Source organism: Pseudomonas sp. D1HM, assembly GCF_019266105.1.
Taxonomy (GTDB): Bacteria; Pseudomonadota; Gammaproteobacteria; order Pseudomonadales; family Pseudomonadaceae; genus Aquipseudomonas; species Aquipseudomonas taetrolens.
In genome coordinates this window covers 239,347-261,103 of sequence record NZ_LRMN01000007.1, presented here as the reverse complement: position 1 = coordinate 261,103, position 21,757 = coordinate 239,347, and the positions used below count along the sequence as shown (strand labels likewise).

18 protein-coding genes are annotated in these 21,757 nt (G+C 59.7%); 14 read left to right on the top strand and 4 right to left on the bottom strand.

Annotated features, from left to right (window positions below; genetic code table 11):
* The first annotated feature begins 109 nt into the window (after window positions 1-109).
* From AWM69_RS11490 to AWM69_RS11480, 3 genes are all read left to right on the top strand, one after another.
* Entirely contained in the window at window positions 110-1,015 is a 906-nt protein-coding gene (locus AWM69_RS11490) for a LysR family transcriptional regulator (RefSeq protein ID WP_218726856.1), read from the top strand.
* Window positions 1,016-1,048: 33 nt separating this feature from the next.
* Window positions 1,049-3,523: a bifunctional diguanylate cyclase/phosphodiesterase gene (locus AWM69_RS11485; protein WP_218726854.1), complete on the top strand. Its 2,475-nt coding sequence runs from the start codon at window positions 1,049-1,051 to the stop codon at window positions 3,521-3,523.
* 162 nt (window positions 3,524-3,685) lie between these two features.
* Window positions 3,686-4,867 (top strand): acetyl-CoA C-acyltransferase family protein, encoded by a 1,182-nt coding sequence (locus AWM69_RS11480; RefSeq protein WP_218726853.1) that lies wholly within the window; start codon window positions 3,686-3,688, stop codon window positions 4,865-4,867.
* Window positions 4,868-4,950: 83 nt separating this feature from the next.
* Here the strand turns inward: AWM69_RS11480 and AWM69_RS11475 are convergent, their stop codons facing one another.
* On the bottom strand, window positions 4,951-5,817 hold the full coding sequence (locus tag AWM69_RS11475) for a pirin family protein (RefSeq protein WP_048382105.1): 867 nt from the start codon (window positions 5,815-5,817) through the stop codon (window positions 4,951-4,953).
* 211 nt (window positions 5,818-6,028) lie between these two features.
* Between AWM69_RS11475 and pvdM the strand changes: the two genes are divergently transcribed.
* The 6 genes from pvdM to AWM69_RS11445 all read left to right on the top strand — a co-directional run bounded on the left by pvdM (window position 6,029) and on the right by AWM69_RS11445 (window position 15,123).
* Window positions 6,029-7,378, top strand: coding sequence for a pyoverdine-tailoring dipeptidase-like protein PvdM (gene pvdM, locus AWM69_RS11470; RefSeq protein WP_131654685.1), 1,350 nt, complete (start codon window positions 6,029-6,031; stop codon window positions 7,376-7,378).
* Window positions 7,379-7,393: 15 nt separating this feature from the next.
* Entirely contained in the window at window positions 7,394-8,278 is an 885-nt protein-coding gene (locus AWM69_RS11465; protein WP_218726851.1) for a formylglycine-generating enzyme family protein, read from the top strand.
* Window positions 8,279-8,411: 133 nt separating this feature from the next.
* On the top strand, window positions 8,412-10,076 hold the full coding sequence (locus AWM69_RS11460) for a cyclic peptide export ABC transporter (protein WP_373274313.1): 1,665 nt from the start codon (window positions 8,412-8,414) through the stop codon (window positions 10,074-10,076).
* Window positions 10,077-10,279: 203 nt separating this feature from the next.
* Entirely contained in the window at window positions 10,280-12,754 is a 2,475-nt protein-coding gene (locus AWM69_RS11455) for a TonB-dependent siderophore receptor (RefSeq protein WP_218726849.1), read from the top strand.
* Window positions 12,755-12,921: 167 nt separating this feature from the next.
* Window positions 12,922-13,785 carry a LysR family transcriptional regulator gene (locus AWM69_RS11450; protein ID WP_131654682.1) on the top strand — a complete coding sequence of 288 codons (864 nt, stop codon included), beginning with the start codon at window positions 12,922-12,924 and terminating at the stop codon, window positions 13,783-13,785.
* 93 nt (window positions 13,786-13,878) lie between these two features.
* The gene (locus tag AWM69_RS11445; RefSeq protein WP_218726848.1) at window positions 13,879-15,123 is read left to right on the top strand and encodes an AGE family epimerase/isomerase; all 1,245 of its coding nucleotides are present in this window, start codon (window positions 13,879-13,881) and stop codon (window positions 15,121-15,123) included.
* Between the two features lie 3 nt (window positions 15,124-15,126).
* Here the strand turns inward: AWM69_RS11445 and AWM69_RS11440 are convergent, their stop codons facing one another.
* From AWM69_RS11440 to AWM69_RS22875, 3 genes are all read right to left on the bottom strand, one after another.
* A complete protein-coding gene (locus tag AWM69_RS11440) occupies window positions 15,127-15,393 on the bottom strand; it encodes a DUF4880 domain-containing protein (RefSeq protein ID WP_218726846.1) in 267 nt (88 codons plus the stop codon).
* A 490-nt stretch (window positions 15,394-15,883) separates the two neighbouring features.
* Window positions 15,884-16,630 carry an SDR family oxidoreductase gene (locus tag AWM69_RS11435; RefSeq protein ID WP_131654679.1) on the bottom strand — a complete coding sequence of 249 codons (747 nt, stop codon included), beginning with the start codon at window positions 16,628-16,630 and terminating at the stop codon, window positions 15,884-15,886.
* A gap of 123 nt (window positions 16,631-16,753) precedes the next feature.
* Window positions 16,754-17,086, bottom strand: a complete 333-nt coding sequence (locus tag AWM69_RS22875) for a hypothetical protein (protein ID WP_256930306.1) — start codon at window positions 17,084-17,086, stop codon at window positions 16,754-16,756.
* 179 nt (window positions 17,087-17,265) lie between these two features.
* Between AWM69_RS22875 and AWM69_RS11430 the strand changes: the two genes are divergently transcribed.
* From AWM69_RS11430 to AWM69_RS11410, 5 genes are all read left to right on the top strand, one after another.
* A complete protein-coding gene (locus tag AWM69_RS11430; RefSeq protein WP_131654678.1) occupies window positions 17,266-17,949 on the top strand; it encodes a response regulator transcription factor in 684 nt (227 codons plus the stop codon).
* Entirely contained in the window at window positions 17,927-19,315 is a 1,389-nt protein-coding gene (locus AWM69_RS11425) for a HAMP domain-containing sensor histidine kinase (RefSeq protein WP_218726845.1), read from the top strand. The genes AWM69_RS11430 and AWM69_RS11425 overlap by 23 nt, the downstream gene beginning before the upstream one ends.
* A 137-nt stretch (window positions 19,316-19,452) precedes the next feature.
* Entirely contained in the window at window positions 19,453-20,259 is an 807-nt protein-coding gene (locus tag AWM69_RS11420) for an ABC transporter substrate-binding protein (protein WP_218726843.1), read from the top strand.
* Between the two features lie 74 nt (window positions 20,260-20,333).
* The gene (locus AWM69_RS11415; RefSeq protein WP_218726841.1) at window positions 20,334-21,062 is read left to right on the top strand and encodes an amino acid ABC transporter permease; all 729 of its coding nucleotides are present in this window, start codon (window positions 20,334-20,336) and stop codon (window positions 21,060-21,062) included.
* A gap of 3 nt (window positions 21,063-21,065) precedes the next feature.
* Window positions 21,066-21,755 (top strand): amino acid ABC transporter permease, encoded by a 690-nt coding sequence (locus AWM69_RS11410; protein WP_218726840.1) that lies wholly within the window; start codon window positions 21,066-21,068, stop codon window positions 21,753-21,755.
* Window positions 21,756-21,757: the final 2 nt, after the last annotated feature.

Sequence of the window (21,757 nt, the reverse complement as noted above, 5' to 3'; positions counted from 1 at the left end):
CTTTCTGTGCCAATAACCACTTGGCTTGTGAGGTCGATCCTATGGGGTTACAGTTAATAACTCAAATTCATAATTTTTATGCTTTGGATAACCAATAGGAATTCAAAAGATGGATCTCGCGAATCTCAATGCCTTTATTGCGATTGCTGAAACCGGAAGCTTCTCGGGGGCCGCCGAAAGGCTGTTCTTGACCCAGCCCGCCATCAGCAAGCGCATTGCCAGTATCGAGCAGCAACTCAAGCTGCGGCTGTTCGATCGGCTGGGCCGTGAAGTCAGCCTGACTGAAGCAGGCCGGGCCCTGTTGCCCCGGGCGTATCAGATCCTCAACGTACTGGATGACACACGCCGGGCACTGAACAATCTCAACGGCGAGGTCAGCGGCCGCCTGACTCTGGCAACCAGCCACCATATTGGTCTGCACCGCTTGCCGCCTCTGCTGCGTGAGTTCACCCGCACCTACCCCAAGGTGGCGCTGGATATTCAGTTTCTGGATTCAGAGGTGGCCTATGAAGAAATCCTTCATGGCCGTGCCGAACTGGCGGTCATCACTCTCGCCCCTGACCCGCACTCACTGATACGCGCCATGCCGGTCTGGAATGACCCGCTGGACTTTGTCGTGGCACCTGAGCATGACCTCACTCGCCAGGGCCCGATCAGCCTGGCCAACATTGCGCATCATCCGGCGGTGTTTCCCGGCGGCAATACGTTTACTCACCATATCGTGCAGCGTTTGTTTGAAGCCCAGGGCCTGACGCCCAACATCGCCATGAGTACCAACTACCTGGAAACCATCAAAATGATGGTTTCCATTGGCCTGGCGTGGAGCGTATTGCCGCGCACCATGCTTGATGAACAGGTGGCCTCGATCACCTTGCCGGGCATTCAACTGACGCGCCAGCTAGGCTACATCGCACACACCGAACGGACATTGTCGAATGCCGCACATGCCTTCATGACGCTGCTGGATGCCCAAGTTGATACGCCGCACACTGGCGCCTCCCACGCGTCCAAGTGAAGTCTCCCGGGCTCAGCTCAAGGATCGTAGTTCATGCCAACGACGACAGACACAGCGCTCAACAGCTCGGAGAAGCGCTTTTCCACGCTTTTTCATCTGTCCCCTCACCTGGTACTGCTGGTGCGGCTTGAAGACGGGCTGATCAGTGAAGCCAATCAATTTTTCGAGAGCCTGCTGGGTTGGCCGACGGCGCAAGTCATTGGCCGTACCACGCTGGAGCTGGGGCTGTGGTCTGATCCACGGCAGCGCAAGCGCCTGATCAAGGCGGTCCGCAACAACAGTGCCCCGGTGCATATGGAGGTGCAATTGCGCGGCCGTGACGGCCGGCTTCATGACGGCATCCTCAGCGCCCAGAAAGTCGAGCTGGAAGGCGAGGCCTACCTGATCAGCCACTTCCTTGACACCAGCAAGCACAAGGAAGCCGAACAAGCGCTGATCGACAGCCAGGAGCGTCTGGACCTGGCACTCGACTCCGCACAACTGGGCACCTGGGACTGGCATATTCCCAGCGGCCGTTTCTACGGTTCGGCCCGTGCCGCGCAATTGCACGGTCTGCTGGCCGTACCTTTCAATGACTCCTTCGATGCGTTTTTTGAAGGGGTGCCTGAGGAAGAGCGTCACCACATGCGCAATGCCTATCGCACGCTGCGTGAAGACCCCGACGGCAATTGCCGGCTGACCTACCGCATGCCACTTGAAAACGGCACCTCACGCTACCTCGAAAGTCGGGCCCGCCTGTACCGCGATACGGAGGGTGAGCCCCTACGCATGGCCGGGACACTGCTTGACATTACGCAGCAACAGCGAGCTGAAGCGGCGCTTAAAGCCAGTGAAGAAAAATTCGCCAAGGCGTTTCACTCCAGCCCGGACGCCATCACCATTTGCGAGTTCACCACCGGTCACTACCTTGAAGTCAATGACGGGTTTTGCCGGTTGACCGGTTACAGCAGCAGCGAAGTCATTGGCCGCAGCGCTTATGAACTGGGGATTTGGGGTGACCGTGCACAGCGCAGGGCGCTGCTGGAGGAACTGGCCGAAAAGGGACGCATCAGCCACCGCGAAATGCTGGGGCGCTCGCGTCGGGGGGACTTGCTCAACGTTGAAGTGTCGATCGAGCCCATTACCCTGAATGACACCGCCTGCCTGTTGCTTACCGCTCGCGATTTGAGCCAGCTCAAGGCGGCACAGGCCCAGATCAGGCACCTGGCCTACCATGATCCCCTGACCAACCTGCCCAACCGCGCCTTGCTGATGGACCGCCTGAGTCAGCAGTCGTCATTGCTGCAGCGCCATAACCTGCGGGGCGCATTGTTGTTTTTAGACCTCGACCATTTCAAACACATCAACGATTCCCTGGGCCATCCGGTGGGCGATTCGGTGCTGAAGATCATCACCGCGCGCCTGGAAGCCAGCGTACGCCACGAAGATACCGTGGCGCGCCTTGGAGGGGACGAGTTCGTGGTGCTGCTCACCGGGCTCAAAGGTTCGCTCGAAGCCGTCACCCGCGCCGTGCGGCATACCGCCGATACGTTGCGCGAGCTGCTGGCAGAACCCATGTTTCTCGATGGCCAGCGCCTGCAGGTGACACCCAGTATCGGTATCGCCCTGATTCCGGATCACGGATCGAACCCCGCCGACCTGCTCAAACGGGCCGATATCGCGCTGTACCGGGCCAAGGATTTCGGGCGTAACACCACTCAACTGTTTCATATCGACATGCAAACTGCCGCCAGCGAACGCATGCGCATGGAAAGCGACCTGCGCACGGCCCTGGCACGCCACGAATTCAGCCTGTGCTTCCAGGCGCAGGTCGATGCCCGGGACAATCGAATTGTCGGCGCGGAGGCCCTGGTGCGCTGGCAGCACCCGCAACGCGGGCAACAATGCCCCACCAACTTCATCAATATCCTGGAAGAGAGTGGCCTGATTGTTGAAGTGGGCATCTGGATTCTGGATGAGGCGTGCCGTGCGTTTGGCCAGTTGTTGCGCGAAGGCCTGATCGACCCCGAACATTTCAGCTTATGCGTGAACATCAGCCCACGGCAGTTTCGACAAACCCATTTTGTTGAACACGTGCAGCGCAGCCTGCTGACCCATCAGGTGCCCTTCTCGATGCTCAAGCTGGAAATCACCGAAGGCATCATGATTCAGAACCTGGAAGACACCATCGCCAAAATGCACCAGTTGACGGCCTTGGGGGTGAGCTTTGCGATGGATGACTTCGGCACCGGTTACTCCTCGCTGACGCACCTCAAGCGCCTGCCGGTGGATGCTCTGAAGATCGACCAGTCATTTGTCCGCGATGCCATTCACGACCCCAACGATGCGGAAATCATCCGCGCTGTTGTCGCAATGGCCCTCAGCCTCAAGCTCAAGGTCGTGGCCGAAGGTGTCGAACAACCGGCACAACTCGCCTTTTTGCAAAGCCTGGACTGCCATGTTTACCAGGGCTTCCTGCACAGTGAGCCACTGCCGCTGGCCGGGTTCCGGGCATTGCTGGCAAAGTAGACTCAGGCAGCGGCTGTGCGCTCACGTGTGTTTCGCGACACTGTCCGCACGGGGTATCGGCCTGAACGAAGTGTTTATTCCTTCATTCGGACTACTCCATTCCTCCAGCCGTCGTGGAATAATCCAAAAGATTTTGGCTCATCAGAATAATAAGGATCCACCATGCCAACCTCCGAGATTTTCGTCCTCAGTGCCAAACGTACCGCCATCGGCACCTTTGGCGGGGCGCTGAAAGATGTGCCCCTGTGCGACCTGGCTACCACTGCGGTCAAGGCCGCGCTGCTTGACAGCCAGGTCGAGCCAGCGCGCATCGGCCATGTGGTGATGGGCAACGTGATTCCCACCGAACCCCAGGATGCCTACCTGGCTCGGGTCGCAGCGATCAACGCCGGGATCCCCAAGGAAACACCGGCCTACAACGTCAATCGTCTGTGCGGTTCAGGCCTGCAGGCAATCATCTCTGCCGCCCACACCTTGATGCTCGGTGATGCCGAATTCGCCATCGGCGCCGGTGCCGAGGCCATGAGCCGCGGTCCCTATCTGCTCCCTGCGGCCCGTTGGGGCGCGCGCATGGGCGATGCGCAGGTGCTGGACTACATGCTCGGGATCCTTCATGACCCGTTCCACGGTATCCACATGGGCATCACCGCCGAGAACATTGCGCTGCGCAATAACATCAGCCGCGAAACCCAGGACGCCCTGGCATTTGAAGACCAGCAGCGGGCCGCCCGGGCCATTGCCGAGGGTTACTTCGATCGACAGATAGCAGCGGTCGAAGTCCGTAGCCGCAAAGGCAGCAGCCTGTTCAACATCGACGAACATCCGCGTGCGGCCAGCCTGGAGCAACTGGCGCAGATGAAACCTGCGTTCAAAAAAGACGGTAGCGTGACCGCGGGCAATGCGTCGGGGCTCAATGACGGTGCGGCGGCCCTGGTCCTGGCCAGCGGCGCGGCTGTACATGCCAACCATCTCGCGCCCGTGGCGCGTCTGGTGGCGTATGCACATGCAGGGGTTGAACCGGAATTGATGGGCCTGGGGCCGATCCCGGCCACGCGTCTGGCGCTCAAGCGGGCAGGCCTGAGCATGGCGGACATGGACGTCATCGAAGCCAATATCGCTTTCGCGGCACAAGCCTGTGCCGTGATGCAAGAACTGGACATGGACCCGGCCAAGGTCAACCCGAATGGTTCCGGGATCGCCCTGGGGCATCCGGTCGGTGCCACGGGTGCAATCATCGCCACTAAAGCCATCCACGAATTGCACCGGATACAGGGCCGTTATGCCCTGGCAACCATGTGCATTGGCGGCGGACAAGGGATTGCGGTGATTTTCGAGCGGGTGTGACGCGAGCGTGCAGTTTTACCGGGCACAAAAAACCCGGCCATGAACATTCATGGCCGGGTTTTCAAGGTTACACCCCCTCGAGACTAGGTTGGCATCCTGCCAAACCGGCCTGACTGGAAGTCCACAAACGCCTGATGGATTTCGGCTTCTGTGTTCATCACGAACGGGCCGTGTCCCACGATCGGTTCGTCAATCGGCTCACCGCTCAGGATCAACAGCACGGCATCGCCACTGGCTTCGAGTCGCACCTGGGTGCCGTCGCGCTCGAACAACGCCAGCTGCCCTTCACGCACCACTTCCTGACCATTGACTTCAACGGCCCCGTGCAGCACTACCAGCGCCGTATTCCGGCCTTCGCGAAGCTTGAACTCAGCCGATTTGCCAGCGTTCAAACGGATATCCCAGACGTCGATTTCAGTGAAGGTCCGTGCCGGACCGCGCTGGCCATCGAACTCGCCGGCGATCAGTCGCAAGCGACCGGCCTCATCCTTGAGCGCCAGATCAGGAATCTCGCGATCGACAATGCCCTGGTAACCGGGCTCGGACATTTTGTCCCGGGCCGGCAAGTTAACCCACAGCTGCACCATTTCCAGAGTGCCACCACTTCGGGCAAACGCCTCGGAGTGAAACTCTTCATGCAGGATCCCCGATGCGGCGGTCATCCATTGCACATCACCAGGCCCGATCACCCCGCCATTACCGGTGGAGTCACGGTGTTCGACCTCGCCTTTGTAGACGATGGTCACGGTTTCGAAACCCCGGTGCGGGTGTTGCCCTACCCCACGACGTGCCGACGTTGGGGTGAACTCTTCCGGGCCCGCGTAATCGAGCAACAGGAACGGGCTGATGTGTTTGCCCATGCTGTCGTAGGAAAACAATGTGCGGACCGGAAAGCCGTCGCCGACCCAATGCGGACGTGGCGCCGTGTAAATGCCAAGAATGCTTTTCATGTTGCACCTCCTGTAAGTCATGACGCCATCATAGATTCGACCCACCTATCGCACTAGATGGCATTTTCAGCATTATTCGTTCTATTTATAGAACAGTACGCGCCGGCGCTGGATGAAGTATCGGCCTAAATTCCTCTTCCTGCCCCTCGTTCCTCCCTGATAGCAAAGGCCCCGCTCCCGCCCTTGACGGCGATTTTCTATTGAGATGGCAATGACTAAACCACGTGTAAAAAAAGCCTTGGTGATCGGACTTCCTCTGGCTTTGGCGGCTGCCATCGGTGGCGGTTTTCTAATCTGGGAGACCTTTTACAAGGGCAATGCGGGCTATCCGCTCAAGGTCATCAAGCAGGCCGATGCGTTGCAGGACCGTATTCTTTCGTTCGACAGCCATATCACCGTACCCCTTGAGTTCGGCACCGCCGGCAATGAAGCCGACCAGGATGGCCCCGGTCAGTTCGATCTGGTCAAAGCGGCCAAGGGACGCTTGTCGGGCGCAGCGCTGACCGTCTTTGGCTGGCCGGAAATCTGGAACGGCCCCAATGCCCCCCATCGTCCGACCGCAGGCTTTGTCGAGGCGGCACGCAACGAGCAGCAAGCGCGCTATAGCATCATCACCGGCATGGTGCGCGATTTTCCCGAGCGGGTCGCAATCGCCTACACCCCGGATGACTTCCGGCGCCTGCATGGCGAAGGCAAGTTCGCGGTGTTTATCAGCATGCTCAATGCCTATCCGCTAGGCAACGACCTCGACCAGCTCGACCTGTGGGCTGCGCGCGGCATGCGCATGTTCGGTTTCAGCTACGTGGGCAATAACGACTGGGCCGATTCATCACGCCCGCTGCCGTTTTTCAATGACACGCCGGATGCACTCAACGGGTTGTCCGACACTGGCAAACAGGCCGTTCAGCGCCTGAACGACCTGGGAGTGATCATCGACGTGTCACAAATGTCGAGCAAAGCCCTGGAGCAAGTCAGCCAGCTCAGCCGCACGCCGATGGTGGCTTCGCATTCGGCCCCCCGCGCCCTGGTGGATATCCCGCGCAATCTGAGCGACAAGGAGATGCAACTGATCAAGGACAGCGGCGGCGTGGTGCAAATCGTGGGTTTCCCCACCTACCTGCGACCCTTGAGCCAGCCCAGCCAGGACAAGCTCAACAGCCTGCGCAGCCAGTTTGACCTGCCGCCTCTGCGCAGCCTGGAAATGGCCCTGATGCCTGGCGATGCGATCATCACCGTGTGGCCCGAGCAGCGTTTCGGCGAATACGCCAGCGGCCTGTATGGGATCGTCGAGGAAGAGCCCAAAGCCACGCTCAAGGATTACGGCGACGCCATTGATTACGCCGTCAAGAAAATCGGCATCGATCATGTCGGCATCAGTTCCGACTTTAACGACGGTGGCGGCCTGGAGGGCTGGAAGGATGTCAGCCAGACCCGCAACGTCACCGCCGAATTGCTGCAGCGCGGCTATTCAGAGGCCGATATCGCCAAACTTTGGGGCGGCAACTTCTTGCGCGTGTGGGACACCGTGCAAAAAGCCGCCAAGCCGACACCTACTCATTAAGTGAAGCCGCCAACCATGCCAACGTTACCTGCTTTGTTTCGCCTGCCTTTCGCCGTTGCTTTCGCCAGCCTGCTGCCCTCCATCGCCCACGCCAATGCCCCGGTCAGCGTCGATGCCAAACCGGGTACCGTGTTCCAGGACTGCAAGGACTGCCCGCAAATGGTGGTCCTGCCGACGGGCAGTTTCGTGATGGGCACCCCGGACGATGAAGTCGGTCGTGAGCCCGATGAAGGGCCTATGCACACCGTGACCTTCAGCAAACCCGTGGCCATCAGCCGCTTCCAGGTCACTGCCGGGGAGTTTGACGCCTACATCAAGGCAACCGGCGTCAGGATCGCCGACGGTGACGACCGGCCGGGGCGCGCATGCATTGCCGGAAAACCACGCTACCCCCAGGGCCCTCGTCAACCCGCCGTGTGCATGGATTTTGCCGATGTCGAGAACTACGTGGCCTGGATCTCGAAAAAGACCGGCAAACCCTATCGCATGGTCAGCGAAGCCACCCGCGAGTATGCCGCCCGGGCAGGTTCGAGCGGGCCGTTCCCGTTCCCGATGGATCCGGGCGAGACCTACAGCATTGCCCGGCACGCCAATACTTATGGCCCGACGGATGGCTACAGCTACAGCTCTCCGGCGGGCAGCTACCCGCCCAATGCATTCGGTGTGTACGACATGCATGGCAACGTCTACGAATGGCTGGCGGACTGCAAACACCCTGATTACGTCGGGGCCCCGGTGGATGGCAGCGCCTGGATCAGCGGCAGTACCTGCGAACTGCGCCAGATCCGCGGCAATGACTGGGGCGAAGCACCGGTATTCTCACGCTCGGGCAACCGCAACGACATTTATCCGCACACCCGTGGCGACTGGATCGGCTTCCGGGTTGAACGTGATCTTTAAGTCCCGCTGAACAATGCCTGCCGCCGCGACCCTGGTCGCTGCGGCAGGCCAACCGCATTGCCGCGTTAAATCCCCTCGCCAACCACTCGTTCACAAGAGACTGCCCTTCCCTTGATCCAAGGAACTCTTGTTTATGAGCCAGCCCGCTATGCCCCGGACCTCGCCCGGGGTTCTGAGAGAACTGTTCATCCTGCTCAAGCCGTTCCGGCTCATTGTCAGCCTGTCCGTCCTGTTGGGGATGATCGGCGGGTTGAGCGTGACGGTGCTGCTTGCAACCATCAATAGCGCCCTGCATGCCGAAAGCGGTCTGACCTCACAGGTTGTCGCGCTGTTTGCCGGGCTATGCGTCCTGGCCTTGATCAGCAGCATTTGCTCGGACATCGGCAGCAACTATGTGGGCCAACACATCATCGCCCGGTTGCGCAAAACGCTCGGCGAAAAAGTGCTCTCGGCCCCGATCTCGCAAATCGAGCGTTATCGCAGCCATCGGCTGATCCCGGTGCTGACCCATGACGTCGATACCATCAGCGACTTTGCCTTTGCGTTCGCGCCACTGGCCATCTCACTGACCGTAACCCTCGGCTGCATGGGCTACCTGGCCATGCTCTCGTGGCCGATGTTTTTAATGATGCTGGTGGCCATCGTGATCGGCACGGTCATTCAGTACATCGCTCGCGGTTATGGCCTGAACGGTTTCTCCGAAGCCCGCGAAGCCGAAGACGAACTGCAAAAGCATTACAACGCAATTGCCGAAGGTGCCAAGGAGCTGCGCATCCACCGCCCTCGCCGCCAACGCATGTTTGTCTCGGGAATTCAGCGCACCGCGCAAAAAATCTGTGACATCCAGGTACGCTCGATCAACACCTTTGTGATCGCCAAAAGCCTGGGGTCGATGCTGTTTTTCGTGGTCATCGGCCTCGCGCTGGCCATGCAGTCACTGTGGCCCAGCGCCAACCCGGGGGTCATCAGCGGCTTTGTGCTTGTGTTGCTGTACATGAAAGGCCCGCTGGAGCATTTGATCAGCACCCTGCCGATCATCAGCCGGGCACAAATCGCGTTCCGGCGCATTGCGGACTTGTCCGAACAGTTCAACTCCCCCGAACCGCACTTGCTGCTCAATGAGCAAGGTGCCCAGGGCAAAACAGTGCAGAGCCTGGCGCTGGTCGACGTCAATTACAGCTTCCCGGCGGTGGATGGCAGCGCGCCGTTCCGGCTCGGCCCGGTAAACCTTACGATCAATCAGGGCGACATCGTGTTTATCGTCGGCGAAAACGGCTGCGGCAAAACCACCCTGATCAAATTGCTGCTGGGGCTGTATGCGCCGCAACAGGGTGAAATCCGCCTTGACGGGCAGCCCGTGACCGCCGAAACACGCGATGACTATCGCCAGCTATTCACCACGGTGTTTGCCGATTACTACCTGTTCGACGACGTGGTGCAAGGCGACATGCACATCCCCCAGGACGCCGAGCAATACCTCAAGCGCCTGGAAATTTCGCACAAGGTCAGCATTACCGACGGACAGTTCAGTACCACCGACCTCTCAACCGGACAGCGCAAACGCCTGGCACTGATCAATGCCTGGCTCGAAGAGCGCCCGGTGCTGGTGTTCGATGAATGGGCCGCCGATCAGGACCCGACCTTCCGCCGGATTTTCTACACCGAGCTGCTGCCGGACCTCAAGCGGATGGGCAAAACCATCATCGTGATCTCCCACGACGACCGCTACTTCGATGTGGCCGACCAACTGGTGCGCATGGACAGCGGCAAGGTCAGCACCGCGCTCGACATCGCCTGATGTCTTCCCGCAGGCGCAATACGGTTGTACTGAACACGACCGTATTGGCGTCGCGAGCATGCTCATTGCCTCCGTTTTTTCGAGGCGTCTTGGAAAAAACTCAAGTATTCGAGGAACTGTTTCCGGTTTATCAATCGTGCTGCGTCTAATAACTATTCCCATTAACAAAAAAGAATTTTCCTTTCCTGGAGCCTAGGCACGCAATGCAACGACCATACTTGAGCCGGACCCCCCTTTCGATCGCCACGCAGCCTCAGCGCCTGCGCCGTACTCTGTTGTCCAGTGCCCTGATGGCGTCAGTATTGCTGGGATCATCCATTGCCCAGGCGGCTGCGGTGAACGTGAATATTCCGGCGCAATCGTTGGGCAGCGCCCTGAATGAACTGGGTAAACAGGCCAATCTGCAGATTCTTTACAGCCCGGATCAGGTGCAGGGGATCAACTCGCGCTCGGTGTCGGGCTCGCTGGAGCCGGTCAAGGCCCTGGAAACCCTGCTGCAAGGCAGCGGCATCTCCTACCAGCTCAATGGCGACACGGTGATTCTCGAGGCCAGACAAGGCAATGGGCTGGAGCTGGGCGCTACTACCATTTCCGGACAAGGACTTGGAACAGCGCTGACCACTGAAGACACCGGTTCATACACCACCGGCGCCAGCAACAGCTCGACCAAACTGCCGCTGTCGATCCGCGAAACACCGCAGACCGTGACCGTGATCACCCGCCAGAACATGGACGATCAAGGTGCCCAGAGCATCAGCGATGTGTTGCGCAATGCACCGGGGATTTCCACCCAGGCCTACGACAGCGACCGCATGGAATTCTCGGCGCGCGGCTATGCCATCACCAATTTCCAGTACGACGGCGTCAACTCGTTGTATGACGGCGTGTTCGACGAAGGCGCGACCAAGGTCGACATGGCGTTGTATGACCGCGTCGATATCGTCAAGGGCGCGACCGGCCTGCTGTCCGGCTCCGGCGACCCTTCTGCCACCGTCAACCTGATCCGCAAGAAACCGACCCGCGAGTTCAAGGCTTCGATCACCGGCAGCGTCGGTTCATGGGACAACTACCGTACCGAAGGCGATATTTCCGGCTCGTTGAATGACGATGGCAGCGTGCGCGGGCGACTGGTGGCGGCCTATCAGGATGCCGATTCGTACCTCGACCACTACTCGAAAAAGAACGAGGTGTTCTACGGCATTGTTGAGGCCGACATCACCCCCGACACACTGTTCACCTTCGGCATGGACTACCAGAACATCAAGCCCCGCGGTTCATCCTGGACCGGCAATCCGTATTATTTTTCCGACTACAGCAAAACGGACTTCAGCCGCTCGTTCAACCCGTCCACCGACTGGAGCCGCCGTGACGTAAAAGCCCAAACCGTTTTCGCCTCCCTTGAGCACCGCTTTGCCAACGACTGGAAAGTCAAAGGCACCCTGACCCAGCAGACCAATGACCATGACACCCAACTGGGCTCGGCCAGCGGCGGACAACCTGATCCGGTGACCGGTGAAGGCATGTTCTTCTACTGGGGCAAGTGGGAAGGCCATCGCGTGCAGAACACCGCCGATATCAATGCCAGCGGCCCGTTCAGCCTGTTTGGCCGTGAACATGAACTGGTGGTGGGTTACACCTCGCAAGCCTCCAGACAAACCGGGGCCACCTTTGACGGCTCCCAATTCGGCCTGGTACCTGGCAGCATCTTTGACTGGAACGGCCACTATCCGCAGCCGGACTTCCCGAAAAACGGCAAGTATGAAACCAACGAACGGCAGAACAGCGCCTACCTTGCGGCCCGCTTCAAGCCCACCGACGACTTGTCGCTGATCCTGGGCAGCCGTCTGAGCGACTTCAAGTACGACGACACCTACAGCTATTACGTGCAAACCCCGACCTTCAAGGACAACCGCACCAGCTCCAAGCAACACGGCCGAGTGACGCCTTACGCCGGTGTGGTGTACGACCTGAACGACACCTACTCGCTCTACAGCAGCTACACCTCGATCTATAAACCGGTCACCGAAAAAAGCGCTTCCGGCACCACCCTCGCCCCCACTGAAGGCAACAGCTACGAAATCGGCTTGAAAGCGGCGTACTTCGACGGCCGCCTGAATGCCAGCGCGGCGGTGTTCCGTACCGATCAGAAAAAACTGCCGGTGCAGATAGGCACCAACGTCAACACCAACGAAGGCATCTACGAGAGCATTGACGGCGCCACCACCAAGGGCATCGAATTTGAACTGGCCGGTGAGCTGCTGCCGGACTGGAACGTCATGGCCGGCTACACCTATGCCCAGACCAAAACCGCTGATGGCGATCGTCTGTATGGCTACCCGCTGGAAACCACCAAGCCGGAAAACGTGGCGCGGGTGTTCACCACGTATCGCCTGCCGGGCATGCTGAACAAAGTCACCGTCGGCGGTGGCGTGAACTGGCAGAGCCCGTTCTACGGCAAGATCTACAACGATGCGAAAGGCGACTACGACATCATCGAACAGCACAGCTATGCGCTGGTTAACCTGATGACCCGCTACGAGTACAACGAACATCTGGCCTTCAACCTCAATGCCAACAACGTCTTCGACAAGAAGTACCTGTCCGGCCTGGGCAACTTCAACACCACCTACTACGGCGAGCCACGCAGCTTGATGCTCACCACCAAATACACCTTCTAAGCGCTCGCCCGCTTCCAGCCAAAGCCCCGGGTCATTTGCCCGGGGCTTTTGCGTTTGGGCCCTCAGGAGCCGACAGCACTCGCGGGGCGCAACTTATTCGCGGGTCAGCACGTGCCGCGCCGTCCTCCAGCCCTTACACTGATGGCCCCTTGCACACTGGCGCGATCATGGACCTCGACCTGGCCCGTACCTTCCTCGAAATCGTTCGCTACGGCAGCCTCGCGGGCGCCGCAGAGAAACTCCATGTCACCCAGACGGCGGTCACCGCACGGGTGCAAAAACTCGAAGCCTTGCTGGGCGTCACGCTGTTTGTGCGCAACCGGGCCGGCGCCCGCCTGACTTCCGACGGCGAAGCCTTCGTGGTGTATGCCAATCAACTGTTGCACACCTGGGAAGCCGCGCGACGTGATCTTCCCCGCCCCGAAGGGATGCACCAGATGTTGCATATCGGCGGTGAAGTCAGCCTGTGCAATCCACTGATCTTGAGCTGGGCCAAAGCCTTGCGCCAACACCTCACCTCCCACGCCTTGCGGGTGCAGATCCGGGACGGCGAGCAGTTGCTGCGACAGGTTGAAATGGGCCTGCTGGACGCCGCGCTGGTGTACCAGCCGACCTATTGGCCCGGGGTACAGGTCGAGCAGTTGCTTGAAGAAAAACTGATCCAGATTCGCCGCCCGGCCCAGCCCGAACCCTATGTGTATGTCGACTGGGGTGAAGACTTTCGCCTGCGGCACGACGCGGCCCTGCCCGACAAGTCGCGGGCGGCCATCAGCTTCAATCTGGGACCGGTGGCCCTGCATTACATTCTGGAAAACGGCGGCAGCGGCTATTTTCGTACCCGAGTGGTCAAGAGCTACCTGGACAGCGGCGTGCTCGAACGAGTGCCCAAGGCTCCGGAGTTCAGCTATCCGACCTATCTGGTGTACTCCCGCGAACGCGACAGCGCCGCCTTGCAACAGGCCATTGAGTTACTGCGGGAAATGGTCAAGGAAGACGGCGACTGGTCGCAGCGTTGGGGGCCGGAGATTTAACCGCGATTAAAGCTTTCAGCTTTTCACTTTGCAGCCAATCCCTTAGGCTGCGAACGCTGGATCAACAAGGCTGTTCAACCGCACAGGTGGCCCATGACCGATCTCCCCCATGCCCGCGACAGCTGGCTAAGCTCCGTATCCCATCAACAATGGCTGCAGGATCAGGGCCAGGCGCTACTGGACTTCGCCAAGGCCTCCCGCGTGCCTGACGGCTTTGCCAGCCTGGACCGATTCGGCCAACGCCCGAATGATGCCCCAGCAGACACCGTAACCACCGCACGCATGGTTCACAGCTTCGCCCTCGCCCATATCCAGGGGCTGCCAGGCTGTGCGCCGCTGATCGATCACGGCCTGGCAGCGCTCGCCGGGCCATTGCGCGATGCCGAACACGGTGGCTGGTTCGCCGCTCCCCATGCCCAAGACGGCAACACCCGCAAAGCCGCGTACCTGCATGCGTTTGTGGCCCTGGCAGCCGGTTCGGCGGCCGTGGCCGGGCGTGGTGGCTCGGCCAACTTGCTGGGTGACGCGGTGGAAGTGCTCGAAGCGCATTTCTGGTCAGAGGAGGAAGGCGCCTTGCTGGAGTCTTTTGCCAGCGACTGGAGTGACTGCGAAGCGTATCGCGGGGCCAACAGCAACATGCACGGCACCGAAGCCTTTCTGTCGCTGGCCGACGTGCTGGACGAAGACCTGTGGCTCGATCGTGCCCTGCGGATCGCCGAGCGTGTGATCCACCAGCAGGCGGCTCAATCCGATTATCTCCCGGTCGAGCATTTCGATGCCCTGTGGCAACCCTTGCCCGACTACAACCGGGACAACCCGGCCGATGGTTTTCGCCCGTTCGGCAAAACACCGGGGCATGCCTTTGAATGGGCGCGCCTGCTCTTGCACCTTGAAGCTGCACGCAAGCAACGGGGCCTGCCCTGCCCCGACTGGCTGCTGGAGGATGCCCGACACCTGTTCCACAGCGCCTGTACCTATGGCTGGAATGTCGATGGCAACACCGGGATTGTCTACACCCTGGACTGGGACAACCGGCCGGTGGTTCGCGAGCGCCTGCACTGGACCCTCGCCGAAGCCGCGGCAGCTGCCGCCGCGCTGGTGCAACGTACCGGCGAGTTGGGTTATGAAGACTGGTATCAAACGTTCTGGGATTACATCGACCTGCACATGATCGATCGCCGCGATGGCAGTTGGCACCATGAACTGGGCCCGGACAATCTGCCGTCTGAAACCATCTGGCCCGGCAAGCCGGATCTTTACCATGCTTACCAGGCCACGCTGTTACCGCGCCTGCCGCTGGCGATCAGCCTGGCCAGCGCGCTCAAACTGCGGCGCTAGCCTTTATGTGGCGAAACACAGCGCCAGCCCCAGCAACACTGCTGCAAGGCCGATAGGCAGGGTTCTTCTGAACCACTGCACGCTGCTGGCGAGCCGCACCTCGTTCCCCCTTGCGGCCACCTGCCTCCAGGCCGTCAGGTGGTCCGGGCTTTCTGCCAGCCATGCCTTGAATACCTGACGCTCTGACGCGCAGGCATGACCTGACTCCAGCCGCAGCAACCAGCGAACCGCTGCCCGGGTAACGTCATCGACACGATTAAGCTTGGACACGATAGATAACCAGACTCAAATAGCAATAAGTCGCATTATCGACAACGCAGCAAAAATTGCAATCGCGATCTGCCACCAGCTTGAACGTAGCCTCGTTCCACTCGTCAACGGCTACGGAGTCGAGGGCACCTTGTAGCCGCTGCCGAAGGCTGCGATGGGGGCTACGGCGAAAATGCCACTCGTAGCAGCGGTCGAGCCGAGCGAGGCCGCGTCCGGCTGCGCAGCAGTCGTAGAGCGACGTAGCCTCGTTCCACTCGTCAACTGCTACCGAGTTGAGGGCATCTTGTAGCCGCTGCCGAAGGCTGCGATGAGGCTGCGGCGAAAATACCATTCGTAGCAGCGGTCGAGCCGAGCGAGGCCGCGTCCGGCTGCGCAGCAGTCGTAGAGCGACGTAGCCTCGTTCCACTCGTCAACTGCTACGGACTTGAGGGCACCTTGTAGCCGCTGCCGAAGGCTGCGATGGGGCTGCGGCGACAAAAACCCGTGTGTTTTACCGACCGCCGCCCAGGTCGATAAAGGTGCCGGTGGCGTATGAGGCCTTGTCGGAGAGGAGCCACACAATGGCTTCGGCAACTTCTTCGGGACGACCGCCACGGCCCATGGGGATGTTCGACTCAAGCTTGCTGACCCGCCCGGGATCACCGCTCAAGGCGTGGAAGTCGGTAAAAATGTAACCCGGCCGCACAGCGTTGACCCGAATCCCTTCGCCTGCCAGCTCCTTGGACAACCCCAGGGTGAAGGTATCCAGCGCCCCCTTGGAGGCCGCGTAATCAACGTATTCGCCAGGCGAACCCAGGCGGGCCGCCACCGAAGACACGTTGACGATATTGCCGCCCTGGCCACCGTATCGGGGCGACATGCGCAATACCGCATGCTTGGCGCACAGGATCGGGCCCAGCACATTGGTTTTGAGGGTATGCATGATGCGCAGCTCGGACATCTCGTCCAGGCGCGACTTGTGCCCCACCGTACCGGCATTGTTGACCAGCGCCGTCACCGGCCCCAGCTCCAGGTCAACTCGGGCAAACAGGCTGTTGACTTCATCTTCGTTGCTGACATCGGCTTGCACGGTGATCGCCTGAGCGCCCAATGCACGCACCTGCTCCAGCACTTCATGGGCCGCCGCATCATCCGCCAGGTAGTTGATACAAATACGGTACCCCTGCCGCGCCGCCAGCACGGCAGTGGCTGCACCGATCCCTCGGCTGCCACCGGTGATCACGATCACTTTATCCATAAATCCGCGTTCCCCATTCATCGGTGTAAGACTGACGCCCAGAATAACCGCGAAGGGTCAGCTTTGTCAGTCCGATGTCTAGGAGCAACCCAGGCCGGTTCGGAGCAAAAAAGGACAGAACACTTATTTACGTTTGTAGCTCTTCTTGCCACTTGGCGTGAGGCAATACACCCCGCCCCTAGGCCCCGTGCAATAACTACCGCTGCCGCACGAACAATCCTGAGCCGCATTCAACAGTGGCTGGCGTTGCATCGCAGAAGGCGAATTGCGTGTCCCCGTATCCCTGCTGCAGCTTTTCCGGGAAGCACTGATCGACCCGTCATTGCATACAAACGTCTCGCCATCGCAGCCCGCGATCCCCCCTTTTTTTCCCGAACATGGCTGATTGGCGGCCATCGCTACGGCGCCGAACAGCAGCGCGCAAATCAACACCAGGGACTTCAAGCCCGCAATCATGCCTGTGTTATTCATTACATGAGCCTCACGCACCCCAGATAGTGGCCTCATGCTATCAGGTCGATACCCCCCACGACTTTTTCCTGACGCCAAGCTGAACATGAAACATTATTAAGAAACGTTTCAGCTTTTTCGTAGCAAAATGTGCTCACTGCTGAGAAGGCTAATCAGGTGACGGTATGACCCGCATTTTGACCATCGAAGACGATGCCGTAACGGCGCAAGAGATTGTGGCTGAGCTGAGTAGCCACGGTCTGGAGGTGGACTGGGTGGCCAATGGACGCGAAGGCCTGGTGCGCGCGGTCAGTGGCGATTACGACCTGATCACCCTGGATCGCATGCTTCCCGAGCTGGACGGGCTGGCGATTGTCACCACCTTGCGCACCATCGGTGTCAGCACACCGATTCTGATGATCAGCGCGCTGTCCGATGTCGATGAGCGTGTACGGGGTCTGCGGGCCGGGGGCGATGATTACCTGACCAAGCCCTTCGCCAGTGACGAAATGGCGGCGCGGGTTGAGGTCTTGCTGCGCCGTAAAAGCCCGACCGACAAGTACGAAACCTCGCTGCGTGTGGCCGATCTCGAGCTCAACCTGATCAGCCGGGAGGCCAGCCGTGCCGAGCATCAGTTGAGCCTGCTGCCCACCGAATACAAACTGCTGGAATTCCTGATGCGCAACACCGGGCAAATCCTCTCGCGCATGATGATTTTCGAAGAAGTCTGGGGTTATCACTTCGACCCGGGCACTAACCTGATCGACGTGCACATTGGCCGCCTGCGCAAGAAAATCGACCCGCCGGGCCAGGTTCCCCTGATTCGCACCGTTCGAGGCTCGGGTTATGTCATTGCCGAACCCCTCTAAGGGCTGGCGTTCTTCCAGCAGCCGGCTGCTGGCGCTGTACAGTTTTCTATTCGTGGCCTGGAGCTGCATCCTGATGGGGGTGCTCTACCACGAGGTATCGGTTTATCTGGGTGATTTGGCCAAGCACTCGCTCATGCAACGCCAGCACTTGTTTGCGCGCTTCGAAGGCGCGCAGCTGGACGAAGCGCTCGCCACCAGCATGACCTTCGACCTGCGCACCGTTGATGCCTACGGCCTGTTCGATGCACAGCTAAAACCGCTGAGCGGACCGATTCAGGCCATTCCCGACGACCTGCCACTGGATGGCAAGATCCACGAACTGAGCACCTGCATCACTGCCGACGATCCAAACTTGCCGCAAGACAGCTGCGATGCGGTGGCCACGCGCACCGGGGATGGTCGCTGGCTGATCCTGGTACGCGATAACGGTTCGCTGTTTGCCGTGACCCGGATTATTTTGCATGCCTTGTTCTGGGGGCTGTCACTGACCATCATCCCCGGCATTGCAGGCTGGCACTTGCTGCGCCGGCGCCCGCTCCAACGCATTCGAGCGATCCAGGCCAGCGCTGAAGCCATCGTCGCAGGGGATCTGACGTACCGCTTGCCGCTGTCCGATCGCCGTGACGAGCTGGACATGCTGGCCGCCATCGTGAATGCCATGCTCGACCGTATCGAACGGCTGATGCACGAGGTCAAAGGTGTATGCGACAACATCGCCCATGACCTGCGCACCCCGCTCACCCGCTTGCGCGCGCAGCTTTACCGGATCCAGCAGCAAGCGGTCGAAGGCTCTCCCGAAGCGCTGCAAATGGATCAGGTCATCGGCGAAACCGACACCTTGATGGCACGCTTTCGCGGCCTGTTACGGATCTCTGAACTGGAAGACCAGCAACGACGCTCAGGTTTCCTTCAACTCGACCCGCTACCGTTGCTTCAAGAGCTGTACGATTTTTACCTGCCCCTGGCAGAGGAAGGCCAGGTCACGCTGACGCTGGACGTACCCAACACACTGCCCAGCCTCACTGGCGACCGGGCGTTGTTGTTTGAGGCACTGGCCAACCTGCTCAGCAATTCGATCAAGTTCACCCCGCCCGACGGTGAGGTCATTCTGCGTGCAACCAGTGAGGGCTCCAGCCCGTGCATTGAAGTGCTCGATACCGGCCCCGGTATTCCTGAAGCCGAACGCGAGGCGGTGTTCCAGCGCTTTTATCGCTGTGATGACCAACACGCAGGGTTCGGGCTGGGTCTGTCCATCGTCGCGGCCATCGTCAACCTGCATGGCTTTACGCTGGACGTGCGCAACCGGGAGCCCTCAGGGGCCTGGCTGACATTGCATTGCCGGCAACGCCTGATCAAGGTCAATTGAACCCTGCTTGCAGCACGGGTTATGCCGCCAATCCTTATATCCGAAAGAAATATATAAATCGTTTTATATTCTTTTTTAAAAGTTAATTTACCTGCAAGACTCTCGTCATACCGCTTCCAACTCATGATGAGAACGAAATGAAAAAAATCACTGCCCTCACCGCTCTGACCCTGGCCGTTTTGTCCGGCCTGGCCCACGCCGATCGTCTGGATGACATCAAAAAATCCGGTGTGCTGCGCGTAGCCTCGTTTGACAGCAACCCGCCGTTTGGCTTTGTAGATGCCAACAGCAAGCAAATCGAGGGCCTGGACGTGGATTACGCCAAGGCCATTGCCGACAAGCTGGGGGTGAAGCTGCAGTTGCAACCGACCAATCCGGCCAACCGCGTCCCGCTGCTGGTGGCCAACAAGGTGGATCTGGTACTGGCCAACTTCACCATCACCCCGGAGCGGGCCGAGCAGGTGAACTTCAGCATTCCGTACTTCGCATCCGGTCAGCAGTTCATCGTCAAGAAAGGCACCTTGAACGACCCTGAAGAGCTGAATAAATGGCGCGTTGGCGTCGACAAGGGCACGGTGAACGAAGGTGTCCTGCGCGCCAAATACCCGGGTGCCAAAGTGGTGGCCTACGATGACACGCCTTTTGCCTTCACCGCCCTGCGCAACGGCAATGTCCAGGCCATCACCCAGGACGGCCCGAAACTGATTGGTCTGCTGGCCAACGTGCCGGACAAGGACAAATACGAAGTTCCACCGTTCACCATCTCCAACGACCTGATTGGCGTGGGTATTCCAAAAGGTGAAACCGCGCTCACGGAAGTGGTTAACCAGACCCTCACCGAACTGGAGAGCAAAGGTCAGGCACAAGCCATTTATGACACCTGGTTCGGACCAGCCACCAAAACCCCGCTGACTCGCCTGTACAAGATTGGCGACAAGAGCTGATCACCCGCACCGCACCTTGAAGCCCGTTCCGGTTAACCGGACGGGTTTGTTCGTTTCTGGATGGACACTGTTTTATGTTCGGTGAACTGCTTGGCCCGCTCTACCTGCACTGGCTGCTCGATGGTTTTGTCCTGACCCTGATCCTCTCGCTCCTGACCTGCCTGGTGGCCACCGGGCTCGGTTTTTTGTTGTGCCTGGCGCGTATCTCCTCAACCCGTCTCTGGTCATGGCCCGCACGCGCCTACCTGGCCGTGTTCCGCAATACTCCGCTGCTGGTGCAGCTGTTTTTCTGGTATTTCGCAGTCACCGCGATGCTGCCCGAAGGCATGGTGATGTGGCTGAACCAGCCTCGCAGCCTGTCGCTGGGGCGGCTGGAGATAGAATGGCCATCGTTTGAATTCATTGCCGGATTCTGGGGGCTGACGCTCTACACCAGCGCATTTATCAGCGAAGAGTTCCGCGCCGGGGTCAGCTCGGTACGCATTGAGCAGCGAGCCGCCGGCCTGGCGCTGGGGTTCAGGCCGGCTCAGGTGTGGCGCTACATTGTGTTCCCGCAAGCCCTGCGCACCGCACTCGGGCCGCTCCTGGGGCAATACATGAACGCGCTGAAAAACTCCTCGCTGACCATGGCCATCGGTTTGGCCGAACTGTCTTACGCCTCGCGTCAGGTCGAGACGCAAACCTTCAAGACCTTCCAGGCATTCGGTTTTGCAACCCTGTTGTACGTGCTGAGCATTGCCCTGATCGAAGTGGTCGGCCAATTGATTGCACGCAGCAAGTGGTATCGCCAGGGAGCGGTGTAACCCATGGACTTTTCGGTCATTAGCGACAATCTGTCGTATTTCCTGATCGGCGCTTACCCCAACGGCCCGCTGGGAGGCGCCGCGCTGACGCTGGTGCTAAGCGTGTTGTCAGGGGTGATTTCGGCGTTGCTGGGGTTGCTGCTGGGGATCTCACTGGTGATGCTGCGCGGCTGGAGCCGCTGGGTGTTGCTCGGCGTGCTCGGCTTTTTGCGGGCCATCCCGGTGGTGATGTTGATTTTCTGGAGCTACTTCCTGCTGCCCATCGCGTTCAAGGTCGATGTGCCAGCCCTCGCCACCGTGGTGTGCGCCCTGTCGCTGATTGGCGGCGCCTACCTGGCGCACTCGGTACATGCCGGCATCAGCAGCTTGCCGCCCGGGCAATGGGCAGCAGGCAAGGCGTTGGGGCTGAGCCCATGGCAGGTACTGCGGCTGATTATCCTGCCGCAAGCATTGCCCATGATGCTGCCCTCTTTCCTCAACCAATGGATCTCGTTGATCAAGGACACCTCGCTGGCCTATGTGATCGGCGTCGGTGAACTGTCGTTTGTCGCGACACAGGTCAGCAATCGGGTGATGGTACACCCGACCGAGATTTTCCTGTTTGTGGCGGTGGTGTATTTCGTGTTTTGCAGCAGCCTGGACCTGATCGCCAATCGTTGGGTCAAGTCCAGGGACGTGCCCGTACAACGGTAATG

What these genes read in the sequence shown, in the direction of transcription:
- AWM69_RS11490 (WP_218726856.1), top strand. Translation starts at nt 110, where the DNA reads ATGGATCTCGCGAATCTCAATGCCTTTATTGCGATTGCTGAAACCGGA.
- AWM69_RS11485 (WP_218726854.1), top strand. Translation starts at nt 1,049, where the DNA reads ATGCCAACGACGACAGACACAGCGCTCAACAGCTCGGAGAAGCGCTTT.
- AWM69_RS11480 (WP_218726853.1), top strand. Translation starts at nt 3,686, where the DNA reads ATGCCAACCTCCGAGATTTTCGTCCTCAGTGCCAAACGTACCGCCATC.
- AWM69_RS11475 (WP_048382105.1), bottom strand. Translation starts at nt 5,817, where the DNA reads ATGAAAAGCATTCTTGGCATTTACACGGCGCCACGTCCGCATTGGGTC.
- pvdM (WP_131654685.1), top strand. Translation starts at nt 6,029, where the DNA reads ATGACTAAACCACGTGTAAAAAAAGCCTTGGTGATCGGACTTCCTCTG.
- AWM69_RS11465 (WP_218726851.1), top strand. Translation starts at nt 7,394, where the DNA reads ATGCCAACGTTACCTGCTTTGTTTCGCCTGCCTTTCGCCGTTGCTTTC.
- AWM69_RS11460 (WP_373274313.1), top strand. Translation starts at nt 8,412, where the DNA reads ATGAGCCAGCCCGCTATGCCCCGGACCTCGCCCGGGGTTCTGAGAGAA.
- AWM69_RS11455 (WP_218726849.1), top strand. Translation starts at nt 10,280, where the DNA reads ATGCAACGACCATACTTGAGCCGGACCCCCCTTTCGATCGCCACGCAG.
- AWM69_RS11450 (WP_131654682.1), top strand. Translation starts at nt 12,922, where the DNA reads ATGGACCTCGACCTGGCCCGTACCTTCCTCGAAATCGTTCGCTACGGC.
- AWM69_RS11445 (WP_218726848.1), top strand. Translation starts at nt 13,879, where the DNA reads ATGACCGATCTCCCCCATGCCCGCGACAGCTGGCTAAGCTCCGTATCC.
- AWM69_RS11435 (WP_131654679.1), bottom strand. Translation starts at nt 16,630, where the DNA reads ATGGATAAAGTGATCGTGATCACCGGTGGCAGCCGAGGGATCGGTGCA.
- AWM69_RS22875 (WP_256930306.1), bottom strand. Translation starts at nt 17,086, where the DNA reads ATGATTGCGGGCTTGAAGTCCCTGGTGTTGATTTGCGCGCTGCTGTTC.
- AWM69_RS11430 (WP_131654678.1), top strand. Translation starts at nt 17,266, where the DNA reads ATGACCCGCATTTTGACCATCGAAGACGATGCCGTAACGGCGCAAGAG.
- AWM69_RS11425 (WP_218726845.1), top strand. Translation starts at nt 17,927, where the DNA reads ATGTCATTGCCGAACCCCTCTAAGGGCTGGCGTTCTTCCAGCAGCCGG.
- AWM69_RS11420 (WP_218726843.1), top strand. Translation starts at nt 19,453, where the DNA reads ATGAAAAAAATCACTGCCCTCACCGCTCTGACCCTGGCCGTTTTGTCC.
- AWM69_RS11415 (WP_218726841.1), top strand. Translation starts at nt 20,334, where the DNA reads ATGTTCGGTGAACTGCTTGGCCCGCTCTACCTGCACTGGCTGCTCGAT.
- AWM69_RS11410 (WP_218726840.1), top strand. Translation starts at nt 21,066, where the DNA reads ATGGACTTTTCGGTCATTAGCGACAATCTGTCGTATTTCCTGATCGGC.